Annotated in this window: 20 protein-coding genes; 3 read left to right on the forward strand and 17 right to left on the reverse strand. The window is 60.9% G+C overall.

Going from position 1 to position 22372, the window contains the following annotated elements:
• Positions 1 to 3: 3 nt before the first annotated feature.
• The 7 genes from ACF8GF_RS15150 to ACF8GF_RS15180 form a co-directional block, all read right to left on the reverse strand.
• Positions 4 to 795: an ABC transporter ATP-binding protein gene (locus tag ACF8GF_RS15150; RefSeq protein ID WP_176683029.1), complete on the reverse strand. Its 792-nt coding sequence runs from the start codon at positions 793 to 795 to the stop codon at positions 4 to 6.
• A complete protein-coding gene (locus ACF8GF_RS15155; protein ID WP_176683030.1) occupies positions 792 to 1925 on the reverse strand; it encodes an ABC transporter permease in 1134 nt (377 codons plus the stop codon). The genes ACF8GF_RS15150 and ACF8GF_RS15155 overlap by 4 nt, the downstream gene beginning before the upstream one ends.
• Before the next feature lie 201 nt (positions 1926 to 2126).
• Positions 2127 to 3152, reverse strand: a complete 1026-nt coding sequence (locus tag ACF8GF_RS15160) for a DUF5924 family protein (RefSeq protein ID WP_176683031.1) — start codon at positions 3150 to 3152, stop codon at positions 2127 to 2129.
• 93 nt (positions 3153 to 3245) lie between these two features.
• Positions 3246 to 4652 carry a pitrilysin family protein gene (locus ACF8GF_RS15165; protein WP_176683032.1) on the reverse strand — a complete coding sequence of 469 codons (1407 nt, stop codon included), beginning with the start codon at positions 4650 to 4652 and terminating at the stop codon, positions 3246 to 3248.
• 30 nt (positions 4653 to 4682) lie between these two features.
• Positions 4683 to 6341, reverse strand: a complete 1659-nt coding sequence (locus tag ACF8GF_RS15170; RefSeq protein WP_176683033.1) for a Na/Pi cotransporter family protein — start codon at positions 6339 to 6341, stop codon at positions 4683 to 4685.
• A 271-nt stretch (positions 6342 to 6612) separates the two neighbouring features.
• Positions 6613 to 7383, reverse strand: coding sequence for a TerC family protein (locus tag ACF8GF_RS15175; protein WP_176683034.1), 771 nt, complete (start codon positions 7381 to 7383; stop codon positions 6613 to 6615).
• Between the two features lie 69 nt (positions 7384 to 7452).
• Positions 7453 to 8760 (reverse strand): CitMHS family transporter, encoded by a 1308-nt coding sequence (locus ACF8GF_RS15180; protein ID WP_176683035.1) that lies wholly within the window; start codon positions 8758 to 8760, stop codon positions 7453 to 7455.
• A gap of 267 nt (positions 8761 to 9027) precedes the next feature.
• On the opposite strand from ACF8GF_RS15180, the gene ACF8GF_RS15185 reads away from it, so the two are divergent.
• Complete coding sequence (locus tag ACF8GF_RS15185) at positions 9028 to 9429, forward strand: GFA family protein (protein ID WP_176683036.1); 402 nt, start codon at positions 9028 to 9030, stop codon at positions 9427 to 9429.
• A 39-nt stretch (positions 9430 to 9468) separates the two neighbouring features.
• On the opposite strand, the gene ACF8GF_RS15190 is transcribed toward ACF8GF_RS15185, so the two are convergent.
• The 10 genes from ACF8GF_RS15190 to ACF8GF_RS15235 form a co-directional block, all read right to left on the reverse strand.
• The gene (locus ACF8GF_RS15190; protein WP_176683037.1) at positions 9469 to 11424 is read right to left on the reverse strand and encodes a DUF4105 domain-containing protein; all 1956 of its coding nucleotides are present in this window, start codon (positions 11422 to 11424) and stop codon (positions 9469 to 9471) included.
• Complete coding sequence (locus ACF8GF_RS15195; RefSeq protein WP_021784622.1) at positions 11421 to 11741, reverse strand: DUF2388 domain-containing protein; 321 nt, start codon at positions 11739 to 11741, stop codon at positions 11421 to 11423. The genes ACF8GF_RS15190 and ACF8GF_RS15195 overlap by 4 nt, the downstream gene beginning before the upstream one ends.
• Positions 11742 to 11777: 36 nt before the next feature.
• Positions 11778 to 12071, reverse strand: coding sequence for a DUF2388 domain-containing protein (locus ACF8GF_RS15200; RefSeq protein WP_176683038.1), 294 nt, complete (start codon positions 12069 to 12071; stop codon positions 11778 to 11780).
• 89 nt (positions 12072 to 12160) lie between these two features.
• A complete protein-coding gene (locus tag ACF8GF_RS15205; RefSeq protein ID WP_176683039.1) occupies positions 12161 to 12478 on the reverse strand; it encodes a DUF2388 domain-containing protein in 318 nt (105 codons plus the stop codon).
• Positions 12479 to 12787: 309 nt separating this feature from the next.
• Complete coding sequence (locus ACF8GF_RS15210) at positions 12788 to 13003, reverse strand: DUF1127 domain-containing protein (RefSeq protein ID WP_021784625.1); 216 nt, start codon at positions 13001 to 13003, stop codon at positions 12788 to 12790.
• Between the two features lie 445 nt (positions 13004 to 13448).
• Entirely contained in the window at positions 13449 to 14942 is a 1494-nt protein-coding gene (locus ACF8GF_RS15215) for an acetyl-CoA hydrolase/transferase family protein (protein WP_176683040.1), read from the reverse strand.
• A gap of 186 nt (positions 14943 to 15128) precedes the next feature.
• On the reverse strand, positions 15129 to 16565 hold the full coding sequence (locus tag ACF8GF_RS15220; RefSeq protein ID WP_176683041.1) for an NAD(P)(+) transhydrogenase (Re/Si-specific) subunit beta: 1437 nt from the start codon (positions 16563 to 16565) through the stop codon (positions 15129 to 15131).
• A gap of 2 nt (positions 16566 to 16567) precedes the next feature.
• Positions 16568 to 16882: an NAD(P) transhydrogenase subunit alpha gene (locus ACF8GF_RS15225; RefSeq protein WP_003252914.1), complete on the reverse strand. Its 315-nt coding sequence runs from the start codon at positions 16880 to 16882 to the stop codon at positions 16568 to 16570.
• An 11-nt stretch (positions 16883 to 16893) separates the two neighbouring features.
• Entirely contained in the window at positions 16894 to 18015 is a 1122-nt protein-coding gene (locus tag ACF8GF_RS15230) for a Re/Si-specific NAD(P)(+) transhydrogenase subunit alpha (protein ID WP_392487824.1), read from the reverse strand.
• 419 nt (positions 18016 to 18434) lie between these two features.
• A complete protein-coding gene (locus ACF8GF_RS15235) occupies positions 18435 to 19352 on the reverse strand; it encodes a LysR family transcriptional regulator (protein ID WP_176683042.1) in 918 nt (305 codons plus the stop codon).
• 160 nt (positions 19353 to 19512) lie between these two features.
• Between ACF8GF_RS15235 and ACF8GF_RS15240 the strand changes: the two genes are divergently transcribed.
• On the forward strand, positions 19513 to 20694 hold the full coding sequence (locus tag ACF8GF_RS15240) for an acyl-CoA dehydrogenase (protein WP_003252907.1): 1182 nt from the start codon (positions 19513 to 19515) through the stop codon (positions 20692 to 20694).
• A gap of 13 nt (positions 20695 to 20707) precedes the next feature.
• Positions 20708 to 21928, forward strand: a complete 1221-nt coding sequence (locus ACF8GF_RS15245) for a CaiB/BaiF CoA-transferase family protein (protein ID WP_176683044.1) — start codon at positions 20708 to 20710, stop codon at positions 21926 to 21928.
• The last annotated feature ends 444 nt before the right edge of the window (positions 21929 to 22372 follow it).

The raw sequence follows: 22372 nt of genomic DNA on the forward strand, positions 1-22372 counted from the left end.
TGCTCAGCGCTCCTGCCCGGCACGGGTGGCAGCCTGTTCGGCTGCGCGCCCGCGTGGGCCGTGAAAGTATTCTTGGATCCAGGTGTCGTTGGTCTTCTCGACCTCGGCCAGCGGGCCGGCCACCAGGACCTTCTTTTGCGACAGCACCGCGATTCGGTCGGTGATGGTGTACAGGGTGTCGAGGTCGTGGGTGATCAGGAACACCGATAGGCCCAGCGCATCGCGCAGGGTAAGGATCAACTGGTCAAATGCTGCCGCACCGATTGGGTCCAGGCCAGCTGTGGGTTCGTCGAGGAACAGGATGTCCGGATCCAGGGCCAAGGCACGGGCCAGCGCTGCGCGCTTGATCATGCCCCCCGACAGCGAGGCCGGGTACTTGTCGGCAGCCGAGATCGGCAACCCGGCAAGGGCCAGTTTCACCCCGGCCAGGTGCTCGGCATCACTACGAGATAGCCCGGCGTGCTCGATCAGCGGCAAGGCCACGTTCTCGGTCACCGTCAGCGAAGAGAACAGCGCGCCCTTCTGGAACAACACGCCAAAGCGCCGTTCGACCAGTGAACGCTGTTCTTCGCGCAAGCCGGCCAGGTCCTGGCCGAGCACCTTGATCTGCCCTTGATTGGGGCGGCGCAGGCCAATGATGCTGCGCAGAAGCACCGACTTGCCGCTGCCTGAGCCCCCTACCACGGCGAGGATTTCGCCACGGTACAGGTCAAGGTCAAGGTTTTCATGTACCACCTGGCGGCCGAAGCGGTTGCAGATGCCGCGGGCTTCGATTACGCAATCCTGGCCACTCACCAGCCCATCTCCATGAAGAACAGTGCTGCCACCGCATCCAGCACGATGACCACAAAAATCGACTGCACCACTGCCGAGGTCGTGTGTGCCCCCACCGACTCGGCGCTGCCGCTGACCTTGAAGCCTTCCAGGCAGCCGATGGCGGCGATCAGGAAGGCGAAGAACGGTGCCTTGGCCAGGCCTACCAGGAAGTGCTGCACGCCAATGTCGCTTTGCAGCAGCGACAGGAACATGGCCGGTGAAATATCCAGTGTCAGGGCGCATACCACCGCACCCCCAACGATGCCGCAGATCATCGCGACAAAGGTGAGCAACGGTAGCGAAATCAGCAGGGCCAGTACCCGCGGCACCACCAGCAGCTCCATGGGGTTGAGGCCCAGCGTGCGGATGGCGTCAATTTCTTCGTTGGCCTTCATCGAGCCGATTTGCGCGGTGAACGCGCTGGCAGTGCGGCCGGCCATGAGAATGGCTGTCAGCAGCACGGCGAACTCGCGCAGGAACGAGAACGCAACCAGGTCGACGGTAAAAATGGTCGCGCCGAAGTCGGCCAGCACCGTGGCGCCAAGGAAAGCGACTACGGCGCCCACCAGGAATGTCAGCAACGCAACGATGGGCGCGGCATCCAGCCCAGTCTGTTCAATGTGTGCCACTACAGGAGTGAAGCGCCAGCGATGTGGCTGGAAAGCGCGGCGCAGCAAGGTTTCGAGAATCACACCGACGAAACCAAGCAGTTGCATGCTGTCCTGCCAGAGCGTGCCGACGGCGCGGCCGATACGCTCCAGCAGCTGCAACAGCACATTGCGCTCGGCCTCCTTGACCGGGATGCAGTAATCCTGGACCGAGCAGTAGACATTCTTCAGCAGCGCCCGGCTGGCCTCAGGCAGTTCGTGGGTGCAGCGCGACAGGCGCTCGGAGCCTAGCAGTTCGGCCAGCAGCGAAGCGCCGGCGGTGTCCAGGCGGCCCAGCTGGCTGAGGTCGGCGACGGTGTCGGCAGCGCACTGCGTGCGCAGGCGCTCGCTCTCGCGCTTGAGGTTGGCGTAGTGTGCCAAGGTCCAGTCACCGGTAATACGCAGGCAGGCCGGTTGGCTGCTGGTGTCCAGGGTGGCGCTGGGGGTGGTCATAGGCTCCATGCAATTGACTCGGCGCTAAGGCTTAGGGGCTGATCATAGCGCAGGGGGCAGGGGCTGTTTGGTGATTATGTGCTGTGTGCACGCTTGGCAACAGTGACCTGGAGCAGCCTCGAGTTGCGAAGCGGTCGTGAGCGCCCACGGAAGTGGCGTGCTGTACCGACCCTTTCGCAGCACAAGGCTGCTCCGGCGCTAGGCAGGGTGTCAATTACCCGCTGGTGCATCATTGACCACCTTGAAGCGCAGCACGCCGATCACTTGCCCATCCTCGGTCAGCACCCTCACCTGCCACTTGCCTACCGGGTTGGGTGGGAAGTTCTGCTTGTGGGTCCAGGCCCGATAGCCTTCCTTGCGCCCGCCGTGGATGTCCAGGGCAATGCGGTCGACCTCCTTGCCGTCCTTTTGCCACACATGGTAGATCCGTTCGTTCAGGCCGCGTGGTGCGTTGATGGCGGTATAGGCATACAGGCCACTGCCGTGGATGCGGCTGGCAGCAATTTCGTCCAGTGAGTCGCCGGGTTGGCGGTTCAGCACTTCGGTACTCACCGCCACCTCGGTCATCCACAGGGTTGCCGGCGGTACCCAAGAGCGCAGCAGCCAGCCCCCGGCACCGACCGACAGGGTAACCAGCACCAGTGCCACCGCGCGGCGCCAATTGTTGATCGGGAAGCTGCTGGCCAGGCTGGGGAACGACAGGACCATGGCCGCGATCAGGGCCAGCTTGAAGCTTTGTGCGGTGGTCAGGTGCAGGATGATCGGGAGCGCGGTCAGCAGAGCAGCGAACAACGTCAGGGTATGCAGCGCCAGGAACAGCCAGCGCCGCGGTGCCAGCCACTTGTAGTACAGCGGGTCGATGATCGAAACCAGGCCGGCTGCGCCGAGCAAGCCGGTGAAGACCAGCTGACCGCTGTTCCAGGTGGTTGTGATGAAAAAGAACGGCAGCACGAAGAACAGCGTTTCCTGGTGGATCATCTGCGTTGCGTAGCGCAACAGCGGCTGAGGGATCTCGCGGTTGAAAGTGCGCGCGAACAGCCCGGTGAGGGTGTTCTCCAGCATCAGCCAGACCCAGCTGACCAGCATGAGCACAGCGACCCAGCTGGCCAGGCCGGCTTGGCGGTCGACCAGGATGAAGCTGCCGATACCAGAGAGGAAACCGCCGAGCGCGATGATGCCGGGGTAGCGCTTGAGTAGTTCGATGATGCGCTGGACGATATGGGGGATTTGGGGCATTGGGGGCTACAACAGAAAAGTGAGGTGGCTGTGCCAGCTTCTGCGCGGGCAACCCCGCGAAAGGGCAAGTACTGGCAAAAGGATACCGCCGATTCACTGCCGCCGTGTAGCACCACTGGGCCGTTCAGGCCCTTGCCGCCGCCAGCGCAACAGCCCCGCCGCCAGGACCAGCCCTACAAGCAAGGCCATCAGTCCGTAAAGCTCGTCATAGCCTAGCAACGGCTTTTCGATGCGCACATAGCCATCTTCCTTGAGCAGAGCCTTCAGCGCCTCGTTGGCCTGTTCCAGGCTGACCTGGCGCAGCTTGCGCACCGGGTTGGCAAAGCGCCCTTCGGTATAGTCGTTCAGCGCCCCCCAGTAGTAGTCGGCCAAGGCACTGTTGCCTTGGGTGCTCCAGCTTTCCTTGCCGATGCTGGCTTCCTTGATGCGGGCGAAGGTGTCCGGGTCCAGCCCTTCCTTGCGCAGGTGGTCGAACATGCCCTGCATCACCTTGATGGCCTTGTCGATGTCATCGCGCTCAAGGTCCGCATTGAGGCTGAGCAGGCCGGTGTCGCCAAAGCTCTCACGCTGCACGGAGGGGCCGTAGGATAGCTCGTTGCGCAGGCGCAGCTGGTCGTACAGCGCCCAGTCCAGGTAGCGCGACAGCAGGTCGAGTGTGGCTTGGTGGTCGTTGTCCAGCACCGGCTCGATGAACAGCCAGTGCAGTTTGACGCCATCGCCCAGCCAGCCGCGGGTCAGGTTGCGACGCTGCTCGGCCTGTCGGGTGATGCTTTCAAGGTTGCGACGCTCTTCTGGTTCAGTGGCGGGCAGTTCGCCAAACGACCGCTCCAGATAGGCCGGAAGCAGGCGGTCGAGGCCACCGACCATGATCAGGGTCATGTTGTTGGCCGCGTACCAGCGGTCACGCAAAGCCTGTACTTGCGCCAAGGTCATGTCGTCGAGGTTGGAGCGCTCCGGGCATTTCAGGCCCAGCTCGGTGGCCAACTGGTCGCTGGCGGGGTGGCCGATATCCTGGCGATCGAGCCAGCGCTGCAGGTGGCCATAGTGGCCGCCATCTTCGCGCTCTATGATGCGCTTGGCGGTGGCCAAGGTCTTGGCGTCGATGCGGGTATCGCGGATGACTGCCAACAGCAGGTCGAGGACCTTACGCTGGTTGCGCGCCGGGGCCTCGATGACAAAGGTGGTGTCGGCACTGCTGGTATAGGCGTTCCACTCGCCGCCAAGCGCTTGCAAGCGCTCTTCCAGCCCGCCTTCGCCTGTTTCGTCGATACCACTGAACAACAGGTGCTCAAGCAGGTGTGGCAGCTCTTTCTGCTCGCAGTCGAAATCATCCAGGCCCACGCCGACCACCAGACGAATCGCCACATGGTCACGTTCGTAACCGTTTTTCAGGATGACCTGCAGACCATTAGGCAACAGGTAGCCTTCAACCCGCGAGCGGTCGAGGGCGAACGAGGGCAGGCTGCAGATCAGCAGGCAAACGAACATCAGGCAACGCATGGGCGAGCGAGGGTCCTCAGCTAGGAGAAATCACGGCTGGCGGGCTTCATCGGGCACACTGTCGAGCATCAGCCCTCCGGTGTCCGAGCCGCCCAGTACCACATAGGCACTGCTACAGAACAAAGAGTTCAACCGCTTCATGTCGGCGATCAGCTCCAAGTGTAGCGAACTGGTTTCGATACTTTGCACGACCTTGCGCTGCAGGCGGCTGACATGGGCGTGGGCGAGGCGCCGTTCCTGGGCACGGAACCGGCGCTTTTCCCGCAGCAGCAAGCGGGCGCTTTCCGGGTCTGCACTGAGGAACACTGACAGGCCCAGGCGCAGGTTGGCCAGCAATTGCTCCTGAAGGCCGGACAGCTCTTCCAGGCCTACCCGGGAGAATTCCCGGCGCTGGCTGGTTTTCTGCTGCTGGACCTTGCGCAGCATGCGTTCGATCAGGTCACAGGCGAGTTTGAGGTTAATTGCCAGCTCTATGATTTCGGCCCAGCGGCGGTTGTCCTGCTCGCTGAGGTCTTCCCGTGACATCTGCGCCAGGTACAGCTTGATTGCGCTGTACAGGGCTTCGGCGTCTTCGCCCAAGGCGCGAACTTGCTGTGGCAAGGCGGTCTGGGTACCACGCAGGGCTCCAAGCATGGCTTCGAGCAGGCTGTCGACGATGTCCCCCAGGCGCAAAGTCTCGCGGGCGGCGTTGGCCAGGGCCAGGCTGGGCGTTTCCAAGGCCGAGACGTCGAGGTGGCGCGGACGCATCTGGCCATTGCCGGTTTCCCGTTCAGGCAGCAGGACGTTGCACAGTCGCCCCATCGGTTTGACGGTGGGCAGCATGATCAGACAGCGCAGCGTGTTGTAGAGCAGGTGAAAACCGATGACCAGTTCCTGAGGGCTGAAACTCAGCGAGTCCATCCATTCCACCAGCGGGTGCAGCACAGGGATGATCAGCACCAGGCCGATCAGCTTGTACAGCAAGCTGCCCAAGGCCACCCGACGCCCGGCGCCGTTCTGCATGCTGGTACTGATGAAAGCCAGCAGCCCGCTGCCGATGTTGGCGCCGACCACCAGCCCAATGGCTACCGGCAAGCTGATCAGTTCGGCGCCGGCCAGGGTTGCGGTGAGCAGAACCGCAGCCAGGCTGGAATAGGAAATCATGGCGAACATTGCCCCGACCAGAGCGTCGAGCATGATGTCGCCGGTCAGTGAGGCAAACAGCACTTTCACGCCCTGGGCATGGGTGATTGGCGCAGCTGCCTGCACGATAAGTTCAAGTGCCAGGATGATCAGGCCAAGCCCGATGCCCACCCGACCCAGTTGGCCGGCCCGTGTCTGCTTGCGCGAAAGGAAGAAGATCACGCCAAGGAAGATCAGCAGCGGCGACAGCCAGGACAGGTCGAAGGTCAGTACCCGGGCCATCAGTGCGGTACCCACGTCGGCACCCAGCATGATCGCCAAGGCCGGGGTCATGGCCATCAGACCCTGGCCGACGAACGAGGTGACCAACATGGCCGTGGCGTTGCTGCTTTGAACCATGGCCGTGACCAGAATTCCGGCGATGAATGCCAGCGGGCGCTTGTCCATGTTCTGGCTGATGATGCGCCGCAAGTTTGAGCCGAATACCCGGAGGATGCCGGTACGCACAATGTGGGTACCCCAGACCAGAAGCGTCACGGCCGAGAGCAGGTTGAGCAGGGTCAGCATGGCGAAGGCCCCCTGTTGCAAAGGCCCATCGGGCCAAGAAATGAAACGTGAGCGTTTGAAGAATTTTCAGTGCTCACTCAAAGCTTTAGTTGTTTTGCCCAGCTGTCGCCAGCTTCGCATGGCAGTCATTTATTTGAAACAGATCTGAAATGAATGATTGCCTGTGCGGGTCGCTTCGCGAGCAAGCCCCCACAGTGATCACGCACAGAAAAAAAACGGGCATGAAAAAGGGCCCCGCGAAGGGCCCTTGCTGTACTGCGCTTCCTTGGCCTTATTGACCCGGAATGTCCTTGCGCAGTTTCACCGGTTCATGATCTTTGCCTTCCTTGCGGGCCATGGCGGTGCGCATGCGTATATTGATGGCTTCCACCCCCAGCGAGAAGGCCATGGCGAAGTAGACATAGCCCTTCGGCACATGCACATCGAACGCTTCGGCGATCAGTACGGTACCGACCACGATCAGGAACGACAGCGCGAGCATCTTCAACGACGGGTGCTTGTCGATGAAATTGCTGATGGCGCCGGCGCACAGCATCATCACCAGCACGGCCACGACGATGGCGGCGATCATCACCGGCACGTGGGACACCATGCCCACTGCGGTGATCACCGAGTCCAGCGAGAACACGATGTCGATGATGGCGATCTGGATGATGGTGTAGAAGAACTTGCCACCTGCGCCTTTGGGCTCCTCTGCGTTCTCGTCCTCGCCTTCCAGGCCGTGGTAGATCTCCTGCGAGCTCTTCCACAGCAGGAACAGGCCACCGAAGAACAAAATCAGGTCACGGCCCGAGATGCCTTGGCCGAATACCACGAACAGGTCGGCGGTAAGGCGCATGACCCAGGTAATCGACAGCAGCAGCAGGATACGGGTGACCATGGCCAGGGCCAGGCCGAAGATCCGGGTGCGTGGCTGCATGTGCTTGGGCATGCGGCTGACCAGAATCGAGATCATGATGATGTTGTCGATACCGAGGACGATCTCAAGCGCGGTAAGGGTGAAAAAGGCAACCCAGATTTCCGGGCTGGTCAGCCATTCCATGTATTTTCCTTCGAGCGGTAATGGCAACGCGCCCCGGTCAGGGCGCGTCGCGTACGTGATACGGATGTATTAAAGACTACTGAACAGCGGGAAAATCCCCATCAGCAGTGCGCCGAGCATTATGCACAGGCATACCAGCACTGCCCACTTGAGCGTGAAGCGCTGATGATCGCCGAATTCGATACCGGCCAGGGCCACCAGCAGGTAGGTGGAGGGTACCAGCGGGCTGAGCAGGTGTACCGGCTGCCCGACGATCGACGCACGGGCCATTTCCACGGGGGTGATGCCGTAGTGGCTGGCGGCTTCGGCCAGCACCGGCAGCACGCCGTAGTAGAACGCGTCGTTGGACATGAAGAAGGTGAACGGCATGCTCACGATCGCGGTGATTACAGCCAGGTATGGGCCTAGCGCTTCAGGGATGACCGCCAGCAGGCTCTTGGACATGGCGTCGACCATGCCGGTGCCGGACAGGATACCGGTGAAGATGCCGGCGGCGAAGATCAGCCCGGTCACGGCCAGCACGCTGCCGGCGTGGGCGGCGATGCGGTCCTTCTGCTGTTGCAGGCAGGGGTAGTTGACGATCATGGCGATGCTGAAGGCAATCATGAACAGCACTGGCAGCGGCAGTACACCGGCGATCAGCGCGGCCATCAGGGCGGCGGTCAGGGCACCGTTGAAGTACAGCAGCTTCGGCCGACGTGCGTCCGGGTACTGCGAGACGGTGATTTCGCTGTGGTCGATGTCGTCGGTAGGCAGATGCAGTTCGCCCAGGCGGGCACGTTCGCGCTTGCCATACATGTAGGCAATGGCCAGGATCGCCAGCACACCGAACAGCATGGCCGGGATCATCGGCACGAAGATGTCTGACGGGTCTACGTGCAGGGCGCTGGCAGCACGCGCGGTCGGGCCCCCCCACGGGGTCATGTTCATCACACCGCCGGCTAGGATGATCAGGCCGGCCATGATCCGCGGGCTCATGCCCAGGCGGCTGTACATCGGCAGCATGGCGGCGCAGCAGATCATGTAGGTGGTGGCGCCGTCACCGTCCAGCGAGACCACCAGGGCCAGTACAGCGGTGCCGACCGAGACTTTCAGCGGGTCGCCCTTGACCAGCTTGAGGATCTTGCGCACGGCCGGGTCGAACAGGCCGGAATCGATCATCAGGGCGAAATAGAGGATGGCGAACATCAGCATCACGCCGGTAGGTGCGAGCTTGCTGATGCCCTCTAGCATCATGGGGCCGATCTTGGCGGAAAAACCACCGAACAGGGCGAACAGGATCGGTACCAGAATCAGCGCGATCAAGGCCGACAGGCGCTTGCTCATGATCAGGTACATGAACGTGATGACCATGGCAAAGCCGAGGAAGGTCAGCATGGCAATACTCCAGGCGTGGCGCGGCGAAAGGACAGTCGATTCGGGCGTATCAGCGCGTAGCGCGCTGTGCGGGGAGCATGCGGAGGGGGACTACGAAAAGGCGGGCACAGGAATACATCAGAATCACCATTGTTGTTGTTGATTGGGCCGGGCGCGGTATTGACCGGGTGCCCTGGCTGACCGGTCTTGTGCCGGTAGTGGGCGCTATCCTAAAAGGGCAAGCTTTCAGCCAGCTTTCGCTGAAGCAAAGGTGACGAGAGGTAGGTGATGCAGGATGTAACCGAAGGTGGCTGTCATTGTGGTGCCGTGCGCTATCGGCTGGAGGGCAACCTGACGGACATTGCCCACTGTCATTGTTCGATCTGCAGGCGGGTCAGCGGTGGACTGGTGGTCACCTGGCTTACCCTGCCCCGTTCCGGGTTCCAGTGGTTAACGGGCGAGCCGAACTGCTATGTGGCGCCAGCCAGTTGCAGCCGCTACTTCTGTGGGCAGTGTGGGGCGCATGTGGCGCTGGTGACCACGCATAGCCCGCAGACGATCGATGTGACGGTGGCGACGCTGGATCACCCTGAATGGGTGCGAGCCAACCGGCATATCTGGGTGGGCAGCCGGTTGCCCTGGTTGCATCTGGATGAGGATTTGCCCTCGGAAGACGAGGAGAGCCTGTAGGAACGGGCTTGCCCGCGAAAGGGCCAGCCCCTGCATGCATCACAACTGCAGACCGCCAGCAGCCTTGTGCAACGCCCGCAAGTGCTCGCCGATCTGCTTCACGTTGGCCTCGACCGCTGCAATTTCCTTGGCTCGCGACGGCTCCAGCAGCGCCCTCACCTCTTTGTCCAGGCTGGTGCTCAAGCGCAACAGCTGTGCCTGCCGCTCTCTGCTCACCTGCTCGAGGTGCTTGCGCTCTTCTGGCTGCGGCAGCCCGTAGCCTTTGGAGTCGAGCAACTCTGCCGGGCGGCTTAGAAAACCGCTGTTGGCAAGCATTTGCTTGAGCGTGGCATCGGCTTTGTTGATGCTGCCATCTTTCAATGCTGCGGCATTCAGGTAGCGCTGCTTGACCTCGTCCTGGGCCAGCAGAAGCTGCCGGCGCAAGCTGGCCTGCTCAAGCAGAAGCAGCGCCGCGCTGGTGCGCAGGTCAGCCTTGGTGAACCAGCTACGGCGCTGCTCGGCATCGAGGGCCAGCCAGTCCTCGACCAGCGCTTGCTTGATTGGCAACTGCTTTCTCAGCACCTCGAACATCGCCTGGTAGCGGTCGCGATAAGAATCGAAGCGGTAGCCCAGGCGTAGCGCTTCGCGTGGGTTATCAAGCACGCTGGTGTCTGCCAGCCCCCTGCCCTTGAGCACGGCCAGCAAACCGTTGGGCATGATGCTGTCCAGGTCGTTGAGGCGCGGATTGGCGGTGCCGCTGCGCAGCAGCTTCAATGACTCCACTGCACAGTTGTTGGACAGGAACCAGTAGTTGCCGTCATAGCTCCAGTGCATCTCGGCGGCCTGGCGCACCAGGTTCTCGATTTCGTCGCGGTTGAGCTTCAAGGGCACCGAGGCCAGGCTGCGCAGCTCGGTCTTGGTGTATTCGTCGATCACCTGGCCCAGCGGCAGCACGAATAGCCGCGACGGGTAGTTGCCGACCAGGCCGTCCCAGCTGGACAGTTGCACGTCGTTAACGAAGGCGCGGTACGACAGCACCAGGCTTTGGTCGAGGTCCAGGCGGCAATCTGGTCCGCGTGGGCGGCCCGGCTTGCAGATCACCAGGCGCAGCATGCTGTGCCCCCAACGGCTGGCCAGGTTCTGATTGGCTTCAGCCAGCAGGTAGTCCACTTCGTAGACCCGCTCCGGGTCGATTTCACCTAGCGGCTGGCGGGCGAAGTCACTGCCGGCATTGATGAAGGGTAAGCCTTTGGCACAGGTGCTCTGTTGCGGTGCCCAGCCGAAGTGTTCGTGAAGGTATTGGTACAGCGCCGGGCGACGGCAGCTGTAGCTCGGGTCGAGGAGGAAATACTCCATGTTGACCGCGATGTATTCCTTGGGGCTGCTCAACTCATAGCTGTCGGGGCTGCGCACGAATTGGCCATTGTGCTGTTCGCGCTCGCCACGTCGGCCCACGTACTGCTGCCACCCGGCCAGGTCGAGCAGGCGTGGGTCGTCGCTCAGGGTGAAGCGGCGGTCGGCCTGGCCGCGGCATTCTTCCGGCAGGCCAACCTTGCCTAGCGTACCTTGCTGGCGCTTGCAGCGTGCAATCACTGATTTTTCGGCGCTGGGCCACAGGCGGGCACGGTCGTAGAGATGGGTGAGCTCGTGCAGCACGGTGGCCAGCAGCTCTTCACGCACCGTGCCATGTGGGCGATTGGTGCGCTCGCTGGCGGCGCTGCCATCGGTGAGGCTGGGCAGCAAGCGGCGGTTGAGCTCGAGGGTGGATATCAGTGATGCCTGCCCGTAAGTGTCGGGCGGCATGCTGTCGCTCCAGCTGACCCGCACGCGGCGGTCCAGCTGCTGCTTGAAACGCGGTGGCAGCTTGCCCATTGCCTCGTCGAGCAGGGCTTGGGAGGCTTGTGCTTGTTGCGGGTCGAGGCCGGAGGCCTGCAGCTCAAGCTGCAGGTCGGCCAAGGCGGGCGTGCCGAGCAGCGTCAGGGCGCAGCCGAGCAGCCAGGCACGCACGCGCTTCACAGTGCGAGTATGGCTTCAGCCAGTACCTGGTCGCTGGCGCTGCGCGCTTCCGGTACGCGCTCGCGCAGGGTATTGAAGGCGGCCTCGAGTTGGACGCCGCGGATGTCACCGTTGCTGGCGACGAAGCTTGCAGCGTCGTCGTGGGCTTCGCGCACCACTTTGGAGTCGCGGATCGATGTGGTGGTGTCCGAGGTGAAGTCGATCGAACGGCCAAAGGCACGCACGATGATGTTGCTGGTGGCCACCAGGGTCTGTGCCTGGGCCAGGTCGGCCAGCAGCAGCATGCCGAGGGAAGCGGCAATCAGCGGTTTGCGCATGGAGCATCTCCGAAAAATACAGGGAGTCAGGTGTAGTTATTGGACGAGAATTGCCTGCGCCAGTTCCAGATCGCCGACGGCGTGTCGTGCGCAATTGTGGCGTAATGATTCCAAGGCGGCTTCCAGGCGTGCACCACGGATCTGCCCGTCGCTGGCAACGAATGCGGCGGCATCGTCGCGGGCCTGGGTGACCAGTTTGCGATCGAACGGTGCGGTTGTGACCTGGCTGGTGACATAGCCGGTGATGACCAGGCTTTGTGTGGTGGTATCCATGGCATGGGCGCTGGCCATGCCTGCGGTGGCGAACAGCAACGGCAACAGATAACGCATGAGCTTTCTTGAAGGCTGGAAAAATGAACGGCGAAGCCTACCTCAGGTGCGAGGGCCGAAGCCAACGCACCTGTTGTGCATGGCGCGTATCAGAGGGCCAGGATGGCCTGGGCCAGTTGTGCATCGCTGGCTTGCAGGGCCGGCATGTTCGAACGGATGTGTACAAAGGCGCTTTCCAGTCGGGCGCCGCGGATAGCGCCCTGAGTGCCGACGAAGCTGGCAGCGTCATCGCGGGCTGCCTGGACAATCTTGTCGTCGCGGAACGAAGAGCTCACGTCGGAAGTGGCGTCGGTGGAGGCAGCAACGGCGCCCACTACCGCGTCGGTGGTGACAACGAAACTGGTGGCGTTGGCAGTGCCGGCCAAGCCTAGCAGCAGGACGGCGCCAAGCAGGTGTTTACGGTTCATGATTGTGGACTCCTGGGTAGGTCAGGTTGGTTCTGCTGTATCGGACGTTTGCAGGGCGCGTCACGGTACGTTTTCATCAACTGGTTCTAGCAGACGGTTAGGCCAAGCGTACCACGCAGTGCTGCCTAGAGATGACAACGACCGCAATGCCAGGTAACTGTTATGGCTTATTTAAGTTTCTGTAAAACTGTACCTGTCGCAATCTGAAGCACGCTACTGCGCGTCTGTCGGGCAATAAAAAACCCGCTGCAGTCACCTGCAACGGGTTTGAGGAATTCACGGTGCCGGCGAAGCCGGCAAGCCGGGAGCTTAGCGCCAGAAAGGCTTGCTCAGCTCTTCGTAACGCTGCGACTCGCTGATACCGGCATCTGCAAGCAGGCGGGAGTCCAGGCGAGCCAGTTGACGACGGCTGGTCATACGACGCTGCCACAGCAGCAGGGTCGACAATGCGCGCAGTGGCATCGAGGCGTTGGATTGCTGGGCGTTGCTTTCAAAAACCAGACCGGAACTGAGGGTACGTTCCATGATGCTTCATCCTTCCGCTTATGGCGGGATTAGGTAGTGATTTAACTGATGCCAATGATCCTCCTCTGTCGTCCATAACAGTAGATACAGTTCAGGTGAAAGACGATGGCTCAGTTAACTGTGTAACCCTACTGTTGCACTCGAAATAGGCGCAACTGTACCGGTCTGCACACATATGGTGCGCTTTTCTGCGGTTGAGGTTTTAGAAAGGCGGAGAAGCGTTAAAATACCAGTACAGTAGAACAGTTTTAAATGTTAACTGCGTGGCACAGATTTGTTGACCCGGTCGCGTGTCGTGACAAGGTCGGAAGTGGAATCGAGAATGTCAGCAATACAGCGGAGATTGCAGGGGGCTGCTGTGCAGCCCATCGCGACACGCGGCCGCTCCTACAGGTCGCGTTAGCGGAACAGCGGGGGGAAAGCCGCTGTTCTTGCTACGACTGGATCAGCTAGCCAGCATGCGCCCGGTTTCTTCCAGGTTTTCGTGCCAGCTCAGGGCTTCACGCAGGATGTGCGGGGTATGCCCGCCACGCTGGCAGGCGCGGTCGAAGTAATCGTTCAGTGCAGCGCGGTAGTCTGGGTGCACGCAGTTGTCGATGATCGCCCGCGCCCGCTCGCGCGGCGCCAGGCCACGCAGGTCCGCCAGCCCCTGCTCGGTGACCAGTATGTCCACGTCGTGCTCGGTGTGGTCGACATGGCTGACCATTGGTACCACGCTGGAAATCGCGCCACCTTTGGCAATCGACTTGGTGACGAAGACCGCCAGGTGAGCATTACGGGCGAAGTCGCCGGAGCCACCGATGCCGTTCATCATCCTGGTGCCGCAGACGTGGGTGGAGTTGACGTTGCCGTAGATATCGAACTCCAGTGCGGTGTTGATACCGATGATGCCCAGGCGACGTACCACTTCCGGGTGGTTGGAGATCTCTTGCGGGCGTAGTACCAGCTTGTCCTTGTAGCGCTCCAGGTTACCGAATACATCGGCATTGCGGCGCGTCGACAGGGTGATCGAGCTGCCCGAGGCGAAGCTCAGCTTGCCGGCGTCGATCAGGTCGAAGGTGGAGTCCTGCAGTACTTCGGAGTACATGGTCAGGTCTTCGAACGGTGACGCGATCAGGCCGCACATCACCGCGTTGGCAATGCTGCCAATGCCGGCCTGCAGCGGGCCAAGCTTGTTGGTCATGCGGCCTGCGTCCACTTCCTTCTTGAGGAAGTTGATCAGGTGGTCGGCGATGCCCTGGGTTTCGTCATCTGGCGGCAGCACAGTGGACGGCGAGTCCGGCTGATCGCTGATGACGATACCGACGATCTTGGCCGGGTCGATCGGGATCGCGGTGCTGCCGATGCGGTCGTCGACCTTGACCAGCGGGATTGGCGTGCGGGTCGGGCGGTAGGTTGGGATATAGATGTCGTGCAGGCCTTCGAGGTTGGTGTTGTGCGAGAGGTTGATCTCCACAATCACTTGCTTGGCGAAGATCGCGAAGCTGGCCGAGTTGCCCACCGAAGTGGTTGGCACGATGTGGCCTTGCTCGGTAATGGCCACGGCTTCGATGACCGCGATGTCCGGCAGCTTCAGCTGCTGGTTGCGCAGTTGCTCGACGGTTTCCGACAGGTGCTGGTCGATGAACATCACCTGGCCGTCATTGATGGCTTTGCGCAGGGTGCTGTCGACCTGGAACGGCATGCGGCGGGCCAGTACACCGGCCTCGGTCAGTTGTTTGTCCAGGTCATTGCCCAGGCTGGCGCCGGTCATCAGGCTGATTTTCAGTGGCGATTGCTTGGCACGTTCGGCCAGTGCATGCGGTACGGCCTTGGCTTCGCCGGCGCGGGTGAAGCCGCTCATGCCGACAGTCATGCCGTCCTCGATCAGACCAGCGGCATCAGCCGCACTCATTACCTTGCTGTGCAGGGAGGACAAGCGGATACGATCACGGTACATGGATTGTTATCTCGGGCTACTGAAACTACTGCAGCGCAGTCTAGAGATTTCGCCCATTGCCGTCCCGCGACCATGGTCGTATGAGAAGCCTTGTATTTGAGCCGTTGATCCGGATCAATAAAAGAAAAGCCCCGGCAGATTCTGACCGGGGCTTCCTTTATATCAGCGGGTTTGTAGCGACTGTTGTCACTCCACCGCCTTGACCATGTCCTCGATGACCTTCTTGGCGTCACCGAACACCATCATGGTCTTGTCCAGATAGAACAGTTCGTTGTCCAGGCCGGCATAGCCACTGGCCATGGAGCGTTTGTTGACGATGATGGTCTTGGCCTTGAACGCTTCGAGGATCGGCATGCCGGCGATTGGCGACTTGGGATCGTTCTTCGCCGCCGGGTTGACCACGTCGTTGGCGCCCAGCACCAGCACCACGTCGGCCTGGCCGAACTCGGCGTTGATGTCTTCCATCTCGAATACCTGATCGTACGGCACTTCAGCCTCGGCCAGCAGTACGTTCATGTGCCCGGGCATACGGCCCGCCACCGGGTGAATCGCATACTTCACGGTCACCCCGTTGTGGGTCAGCTTCTCGGTCAGCTCTTTCAGCGCGTGCTGGGCACGGGCCACCGCCAGGCCGTAGCCCGGGACGATGATCACGCTGTCGGCATTGCTGAGCAGGAAGGTGGCGTCGTCAGCCGAGCCGGACTTCACCGGCCGCTGTTCTTGCGAACCCTGCGCCGCGCCAGCGTCGGTATCGCCACCGAAGCCGCCGAGGATGACGTTGAAGAACGAACGGTTCATCGCCTTGCACATGATGTACGAGAGGATGGCACCGGACGAACCTACCAGGGAGCCGGCGATGATCAGCATCGAGTTGTTCAGCGAGAAGCCGATGCCGGCCGCTGCCCAGCCCGAGTAGCTGTTGAGCATCGACACCACCACTGGCATGTCGGCGCCGCCGATCGGAATAATGATCAGCACACCCATGATGAAGGCCAGGACCAGCATCAGAGTGAAGGCACTGTAGTGGCCAGTGAAAGTGAACAGCAAGCCTAGGGCGATGGTTGTAAGGCCGAGGATCAGGTTCAGTTTGTGCTGGCCAGCGAACTGTACCGGTGCGCCCTGGAACAGGCGGAACTTGTACTTGCCCGACAGCTTGCCAAAGGCGATCACCGAGCCGGAGAAGGTAATGGCACCGATGGCAGCGCCGAGGAACAGTTCCAGGCGGTTACCGGTAGGGATCGGGTCGCTGATGGCAGCCACAATGCCCATCGACTGCGGCTCCAGTACGGCGGCGATGGCGATGAATACCGCGGCCAGGCCGATCATGCTGTGCATGAAGGCGACCAGTTCGGGCATCTTGGTCATCTCGACGCGCTTGGCCATGATCGAGCCGGCGGTGCCGCCGACCAGCAGGCCGACGATGACATAGCCGATACCGGCAGTGGCAAGTTCTGCCCCCAGCTTATAAATGAGGCCAACCGTAGTGAGGATGGCGAGCCCCATGCCGATCATGCCGAACAAATTGCCGCGCCGCGAGGTGGTCGGGTGCGACAGGCCCTTGAGCGCCTGGATGAAGCACACCGAGGCGACGAGGTAGAGGAGCGTTACCAGATTCATGCTCATGCTTACTTCTTCGCCTCGTTCTTGGTTTTCTTCTTGAACATCTCAAGCATGCGGCGGGTGACCAGGAAGCCACCGAACACGTTGACTGCGGCAAGGGCTACGGCCAGCGTGCCCATCAACTTGCCGGCCGGGGTCACGGTCAGGGCTGCGGCCAGCATGGCGCCGACGATCACGATTGCCGAGATGGCATTGGTGACCGCCATCAATGGGGTGTGCAGCGCCGGGGTGACGTTCCACACCACGTGGTAGCCCACATAGATGGCCAGCACGAAAATGATCAGGTTATAGATGCCGTGGGAAATCAGCATGTCTTCCATTGTCGTGCTCCTTAGCCGTTTTTGCGGACGACTTGACCATCACGGCACATCAGGCAGGCCGCGACGATGTCGTCTTCGAGGTTGATGGTCAGCGCGCCGTCCTTGTCGAACAGCAGCTTCATGAAGTCCAGCAGGTTGCGTGCATACAGTGCCGAAGCATCGGCACCCACCTGGGCCGGCAGGTTGGTCGGGCCGACGATGGTCACGCCATTCTCCTGCACCACCTGGTCTGCGACGGTCAGCGGGCAGTTGCCGCCTTGGGCGGCAGCCAGGTCGATGACTACCGAGCCAGGCTTCATCTGCGCCACGGTTTCGGCGCTTAGCAGGGTCGGCGCCTTGCGGCCAGGGATCAGCGCGGTGGTGATGACGATATCGGACTGCTTGGCGCGCTCGTGCACGGCCTGGGCCTGGCGCTGCATCCAACTGGCCGGCATTGGTCGGGCATAGCCGCCAACGCCTTCGGCGCACTCTCGCTCCTCGTCGGTCTCGTATGGCACGTCGATGAATTTTGCGCCCAGTGATTCGATCTGCTCTTTCACAGCAGGGCGAACGTCGGATGCTTCGATCACCGCACCCAGGCGCTTGGCTGTGGCGATGGCCTGCAAGCCGGCAACGCCGGCACCCAGGACCAGCACGCGTGCCGCCTTGACGGTACCGGCAGCGGTCATCAGCATCGGCATGAAGCGTGGGTAGTGATGGGCTGCCAGCAACACGGCCTTGTAACCGGCGATGTTGGCCTGCGACGACAGCACATCCAGGCTCTGCGCCCGCGATGTTCGCGGCGCGGCTTCCAGGGCGAAGGCGGTAATACCGCGTTCGGCCATCTTGCCGATCAGTTCCCCGTTGAAGGGGTTGAGCATGCCCACCAGAAGGCTGCCGCTGTTGATCAGGGCCAGTTCCTGGTCGTTGGGGGCGACCACTTTGAGTACCAATTGGGCGCCGTAGGCATCGGCAGCGCTCCCAATGGAAGCACCCACGGCTTCATAGGCACTGTCCGGAATGGCGGCGTTGAGCCCTGCCCCCCGTTGAACGGTGACCTGATGGCCCTGGCCAATCAGTTTCTTGATGGTTTCGGGGGTCGCAGCGACCCTTGTCTCACCGGTCTGCGTCTCGAGAGGAACACCAATGTGCACGACTATTTCTCCTGCGGTGACCTTTTGTCTTTGTAGAAGCCAGCACACTTCGGATGGTGCGCTGGGGCGGCTGTGGAGCGCCAACCCGCCGGATCCCGGGCGGGGCGAAGCATTTTGCAGACGAACCCAGAGGCCTTCAACCGGTTCTGGAGCGAAACGAAGTCAAAACTACAAGTCACCCTGTGACCGCTTGTCGCAGTGATAGGGCTGCAGCCCGTCAAGCATGGGCCATTGGCAGATTAGGAGAAAAAATCAAAAAAAAATCGGCCAATTCGCTTACGACTAGTTGGATGTCGCAAAATAACTCGCTAAGCCGCGTACTTAGCAGGGTTAAAGGGTATTTTTGTGCTTGCGTTACAGTTTGCGTATATGCGACATATACATATATCTGTAGGTGTTTAAAATAATTGACTACAGAGTCAATTTGTCGCGCTTGTCCCTGTCTTATTGATGTAGGCCTGAGCCTGGCTCACAAGCCAGTCGCGAAAAGCTCGTAGCGAGGCCGACTCCACCTTGCGCTCTGGAATCATCAGATAGTAGGCCTTGTCGCTACTCAGGGCATGCCTGTTAGCGACCACCAGCCTACCCTCCTCCAACTCCCGCTGGATCAGGAACGGTGGTATCAGGGCAATGCCCATGTCGTGCATGGCCGCCTGGGCGAGCATCGAGAATAGTTCATAGCGCGGGCCTGTCATGTCGCGCTCAACGTGCATGCCCACACTGCCGAACCATTGCCGCCAGGCATACGGGCGTGTGCTCTGCTGCAGCAATGGTAGTTGCGCGATGTGGCGTGCTTCGAGCACGCCTTGGCCGTTCAGCAGTGTCGGGCTGCAAACCGGTACCGGGTTTTCGCCCATCAGTTGGTGCGACTGGGTGCCTGACCAGTCTGCATCACCAAAATAGATGGCTGCATCGAAGGCAGTGTCGGCAAACAGGAAGGGCCGGGTGCGGTTGGTAAGGTTGACCGTGACCTCCGGATGGCGCTGCTGGAAGTCCTTGAGCCGTGGTAGCAGCCATTGAGTGCCAAACGTCGGTACTACCGCCAGTTCGATCACATTGGCGCCTTGCTGGCGCATCACCGACAAGGTATCGCGCTCCACGGCATCCAGTTGGGCCGCCACCTGGCGACTGTAGGACAGGCCGGCTTCAGTCAGCGTCACGCCGCGGCGCGAACGGCGGAACAGTTCCACATTGAGGAAGGCTTCAAGACCGCCGATCTGCCGACAGACGGCACCCTGGGTCAGTGCGAGTTCCTGGGCAGCCTTGGTAAAGCTCTCGTTACGGGCTGCCGCCTCGAAGCAAATCAGGGCGGCGGTACTGGGGATCTTACGGCGCATGTACGTCAACCTCACTTGTAAGGCTGTCAATAAGGCGTTTTGCCGATTTACGGAGTGACAAAATATCACTAATCGGTGCGCAATCCTCGTTTGTCCCCGCCGCCGATCAGGCCTAGGCTCAAAGGCACAAGAAACTGCCCCCTATTTCGAGGATTTGCTCATGGCCGGTAAAGCAAGCTTCAACTGGATCGACCCGCTGCTGCTGGATCAGCAGCTCACTGAAGAAGAGCGCATGGTGCGTGACAGCGCTTATCAGTTCGCCCAGGACAAGCTGGCGCCGCGTGTGCTCGAGGCCTTCCGCCACGAGCAGACCGACCCCGCGATCTTCCGCGAGATGGGTGAAGTCGGCCTGTTGGGTGCAACCATCCCCGAGCAATACGGTGGCAGCGGCCTGAACTATGTGTGCTACGGCCTTATTGCTCGCGAAGTGGAACGTATCGACTCGGGTTACCGCTCGATGATGAGCGTGCAGTCGTCGCTGGTGATGGTGCCGATCAACGAATTTGGCACCGAAGCGCAAAAGCAGAAGTACCTCCCCAAACTGGCCAGTGGCGAGTGGATTGGTTGCTTCGGTCTGACCGAGCCTAACCATGGCTCCGATCCTGGCTCGATGATTACCCGGGCGAGGAAGGTCGATGGTGGCTACCGGCTGACCGGCAGCAAGATGTGGATCACCAACAGTCCCATCGCCGATGTGTTCGTGGTGTGGGCCAAGGATGATGCAGGCGATATCCGTGGCTTTGTACTGGAAAAAGGCTGGCAAGGTCTCAGTGCCCCGGCCATTCATGGCAAGGTTGGCCTGCGCGCCTCGATCACTGGTGAAATCGTCATGGACAATGTGTTCGTGCCGGAAGAGAACATCTTCCCGGACGTGCGTGGCCTCAAGGGCCCGTTCACCTGTCTGAATTCGGCTCGCTATGGTATTTCGTGGGGGGCGCTGGGTGCCGCTGAAGCCTGCTGGCACACCGCCCGCCAATACACCTTGGATCGTCAGCAGTTTGGTCGTCCGCTGGCCGCCAACCAGTTGATACAGAAGAAGCTGGCCGACATGCAGACCGAAATCACCCTGGCGCTGCAGGGCTGCCTGCGTCTGGGGCGCATGAAGGATGAAGGGACGGCTGCGGTGGAGATCACCTCCATCATGAAGCGCAATTCCTGCGGCAAGGCGCTGGATATCGCCCGTATGGCGCGTGACATGCTGGGCGGCAACGGCATCTCCGACGAGTTTGGTGTGGCCCGTCATCTGGTTAACCTGGAGGTGGTCAACACCTATGAAGGTACCCACGACGTGCATGCACTTATCCTGGGGCGTGCGCAGACTGGTATCCAGGCGTTCTATTAATAAGGAGCAAGCCATGGGCGCGCTATCACATCTGCGGGTGCTAGACCTTTCGCGCGTGTTGGCCGGCCCGTGGTCTGGTCAGATTCTGGCTGACCTTGGCGCCGACGTGATCAAGGTCGAGCGCCCTGGCAGTGGCGACGATACCCGCTCATGGGGGCCGCCTTTCCTAAAGGATGTCGAAGGTGAGGACACCAGTGAGGCGGCTTACTACCTGTCGGCCAACCGCAACAAGCGCTCGGTGACCATCGACTTTACCCAGCCAGAGGGGCAGCGGTTGGTGCGGGAGCTGGCGGCGAAGTGCGATATCGTCATAGAGAACTTCAAGGTGGGTGGGCTGGCTGCCTATGGCCTGGACTACCAGAGCCTCAAGGCGGTAAACCCGCAGCTCATCTATTGCTCCATTACCGGCTTCGGTCAGACTGGGCCCTATTCCAAGCGCGCTGGCTATGACTTCATGATCCAGGGATTGGGTGGGCTGATGAGCCTGACCGGTCGTCCGGAGGGTGAAGAAGGCGCGGGGCCGGTCAAGGTGGGTGTGGCGCTTACCGATATTCTGACCGGGTTGTATTCCACGGTCGCCATGCTGGCTGCTCTCGCCCACCGGGATCAGACAGGGATCGGCCAACATGTCGACATGGCATTGCTCGATGTGCAGGTGGCCTGTCTGGCGAACCAGGCAATGAACTACCTGACCACGGGCACCCCTCCTCGTCGGCTGGGCAATGCACACCCCAATATAGTCCCCTACCAGGACTTTCCGACGGCAGATGGCGATTTCATTCTTACTGTGGGTAATGACAGTCAGTTCCGTAAGTTCGCCGAGGTGGCTGGGCAGCCGCAATGGGCGGAAGACCCGCGCTTCGTTACCAATAAGCTGCGGGTGGCCAACCGGGCCGAGCTGATACCATTGATCCGTCAGGCTACGGTATTCAAGACCACGGCTGAGTGGGTGGCCCAGCTGGAGGCTGCTGGAGTGCCATGTGGGCCTATCAATAACCTGGCGCAGATGTTCCAGGACCCTCAGGTATTGGCGCGTGGGTTGGCGGTGAGTATTCCGCATCCATTGGCGGGTAATGTGCCGCAGGTTGCGAGCCCGATACGGTTGTCGGAGACGCCAGTGGAGTATCGCCGGGCGCCACCACTGCTGGGCGAGCATACCGAAGTGGTGCTGGGGGAAGTATTGGGGCTGGATGCCGGCGAGGTACAGCGTCTGCGTGTTGCGGGTGTGCTTTAGATGAAAAGCGGGGAGGCCGACAGGCCTCCCCGCTTTGCTTTTCTGCGCTATCAAGGTTTATTGAAATTAAAGGTTGACGCCCTCTCGAATCCCCTTATAATGCGCCCCACTTCCAGCGACAACGGAACGACAAACTCCTTGAAATTCAATGAGTTAGACAATTCTGAAGGTGCTGTAAGGGCTACGATCAAATGATCGAAAGCGGTTGAAAAGGTGGTTGACAGTGCTTCTAAGTGCTGTATGATTCGCCTCCCGCTACGAGAGATCGCGGCGAGCCAAGTGTTTGAAGCTAAACGAGTTTCTCGCAAAAAACTTCAAAATAAACGCTTGACAGGCTCTGAGGAAAGCGTAGAATGCGCGCCTCGGTTGAGACGAAAGGCTCTTAACCAAACGCTCTTTAACAAATCGAATCAAGCAATTCGTGTGGGTGCTTGTGAGTACGGA

Origin of the sequence: Pseudomonas sp. yb_5 (assembly GCF_043103865.1) — a bacterium.
In the GTDB taxonomy this organism is placed as follows: Bacteria; Pseudomonadota; Gammaproteobacteria; order Pseudomonadales; family Pseudomonadaceae; genus Aquipseudomonas; species Aquipseudomonas putida_Y.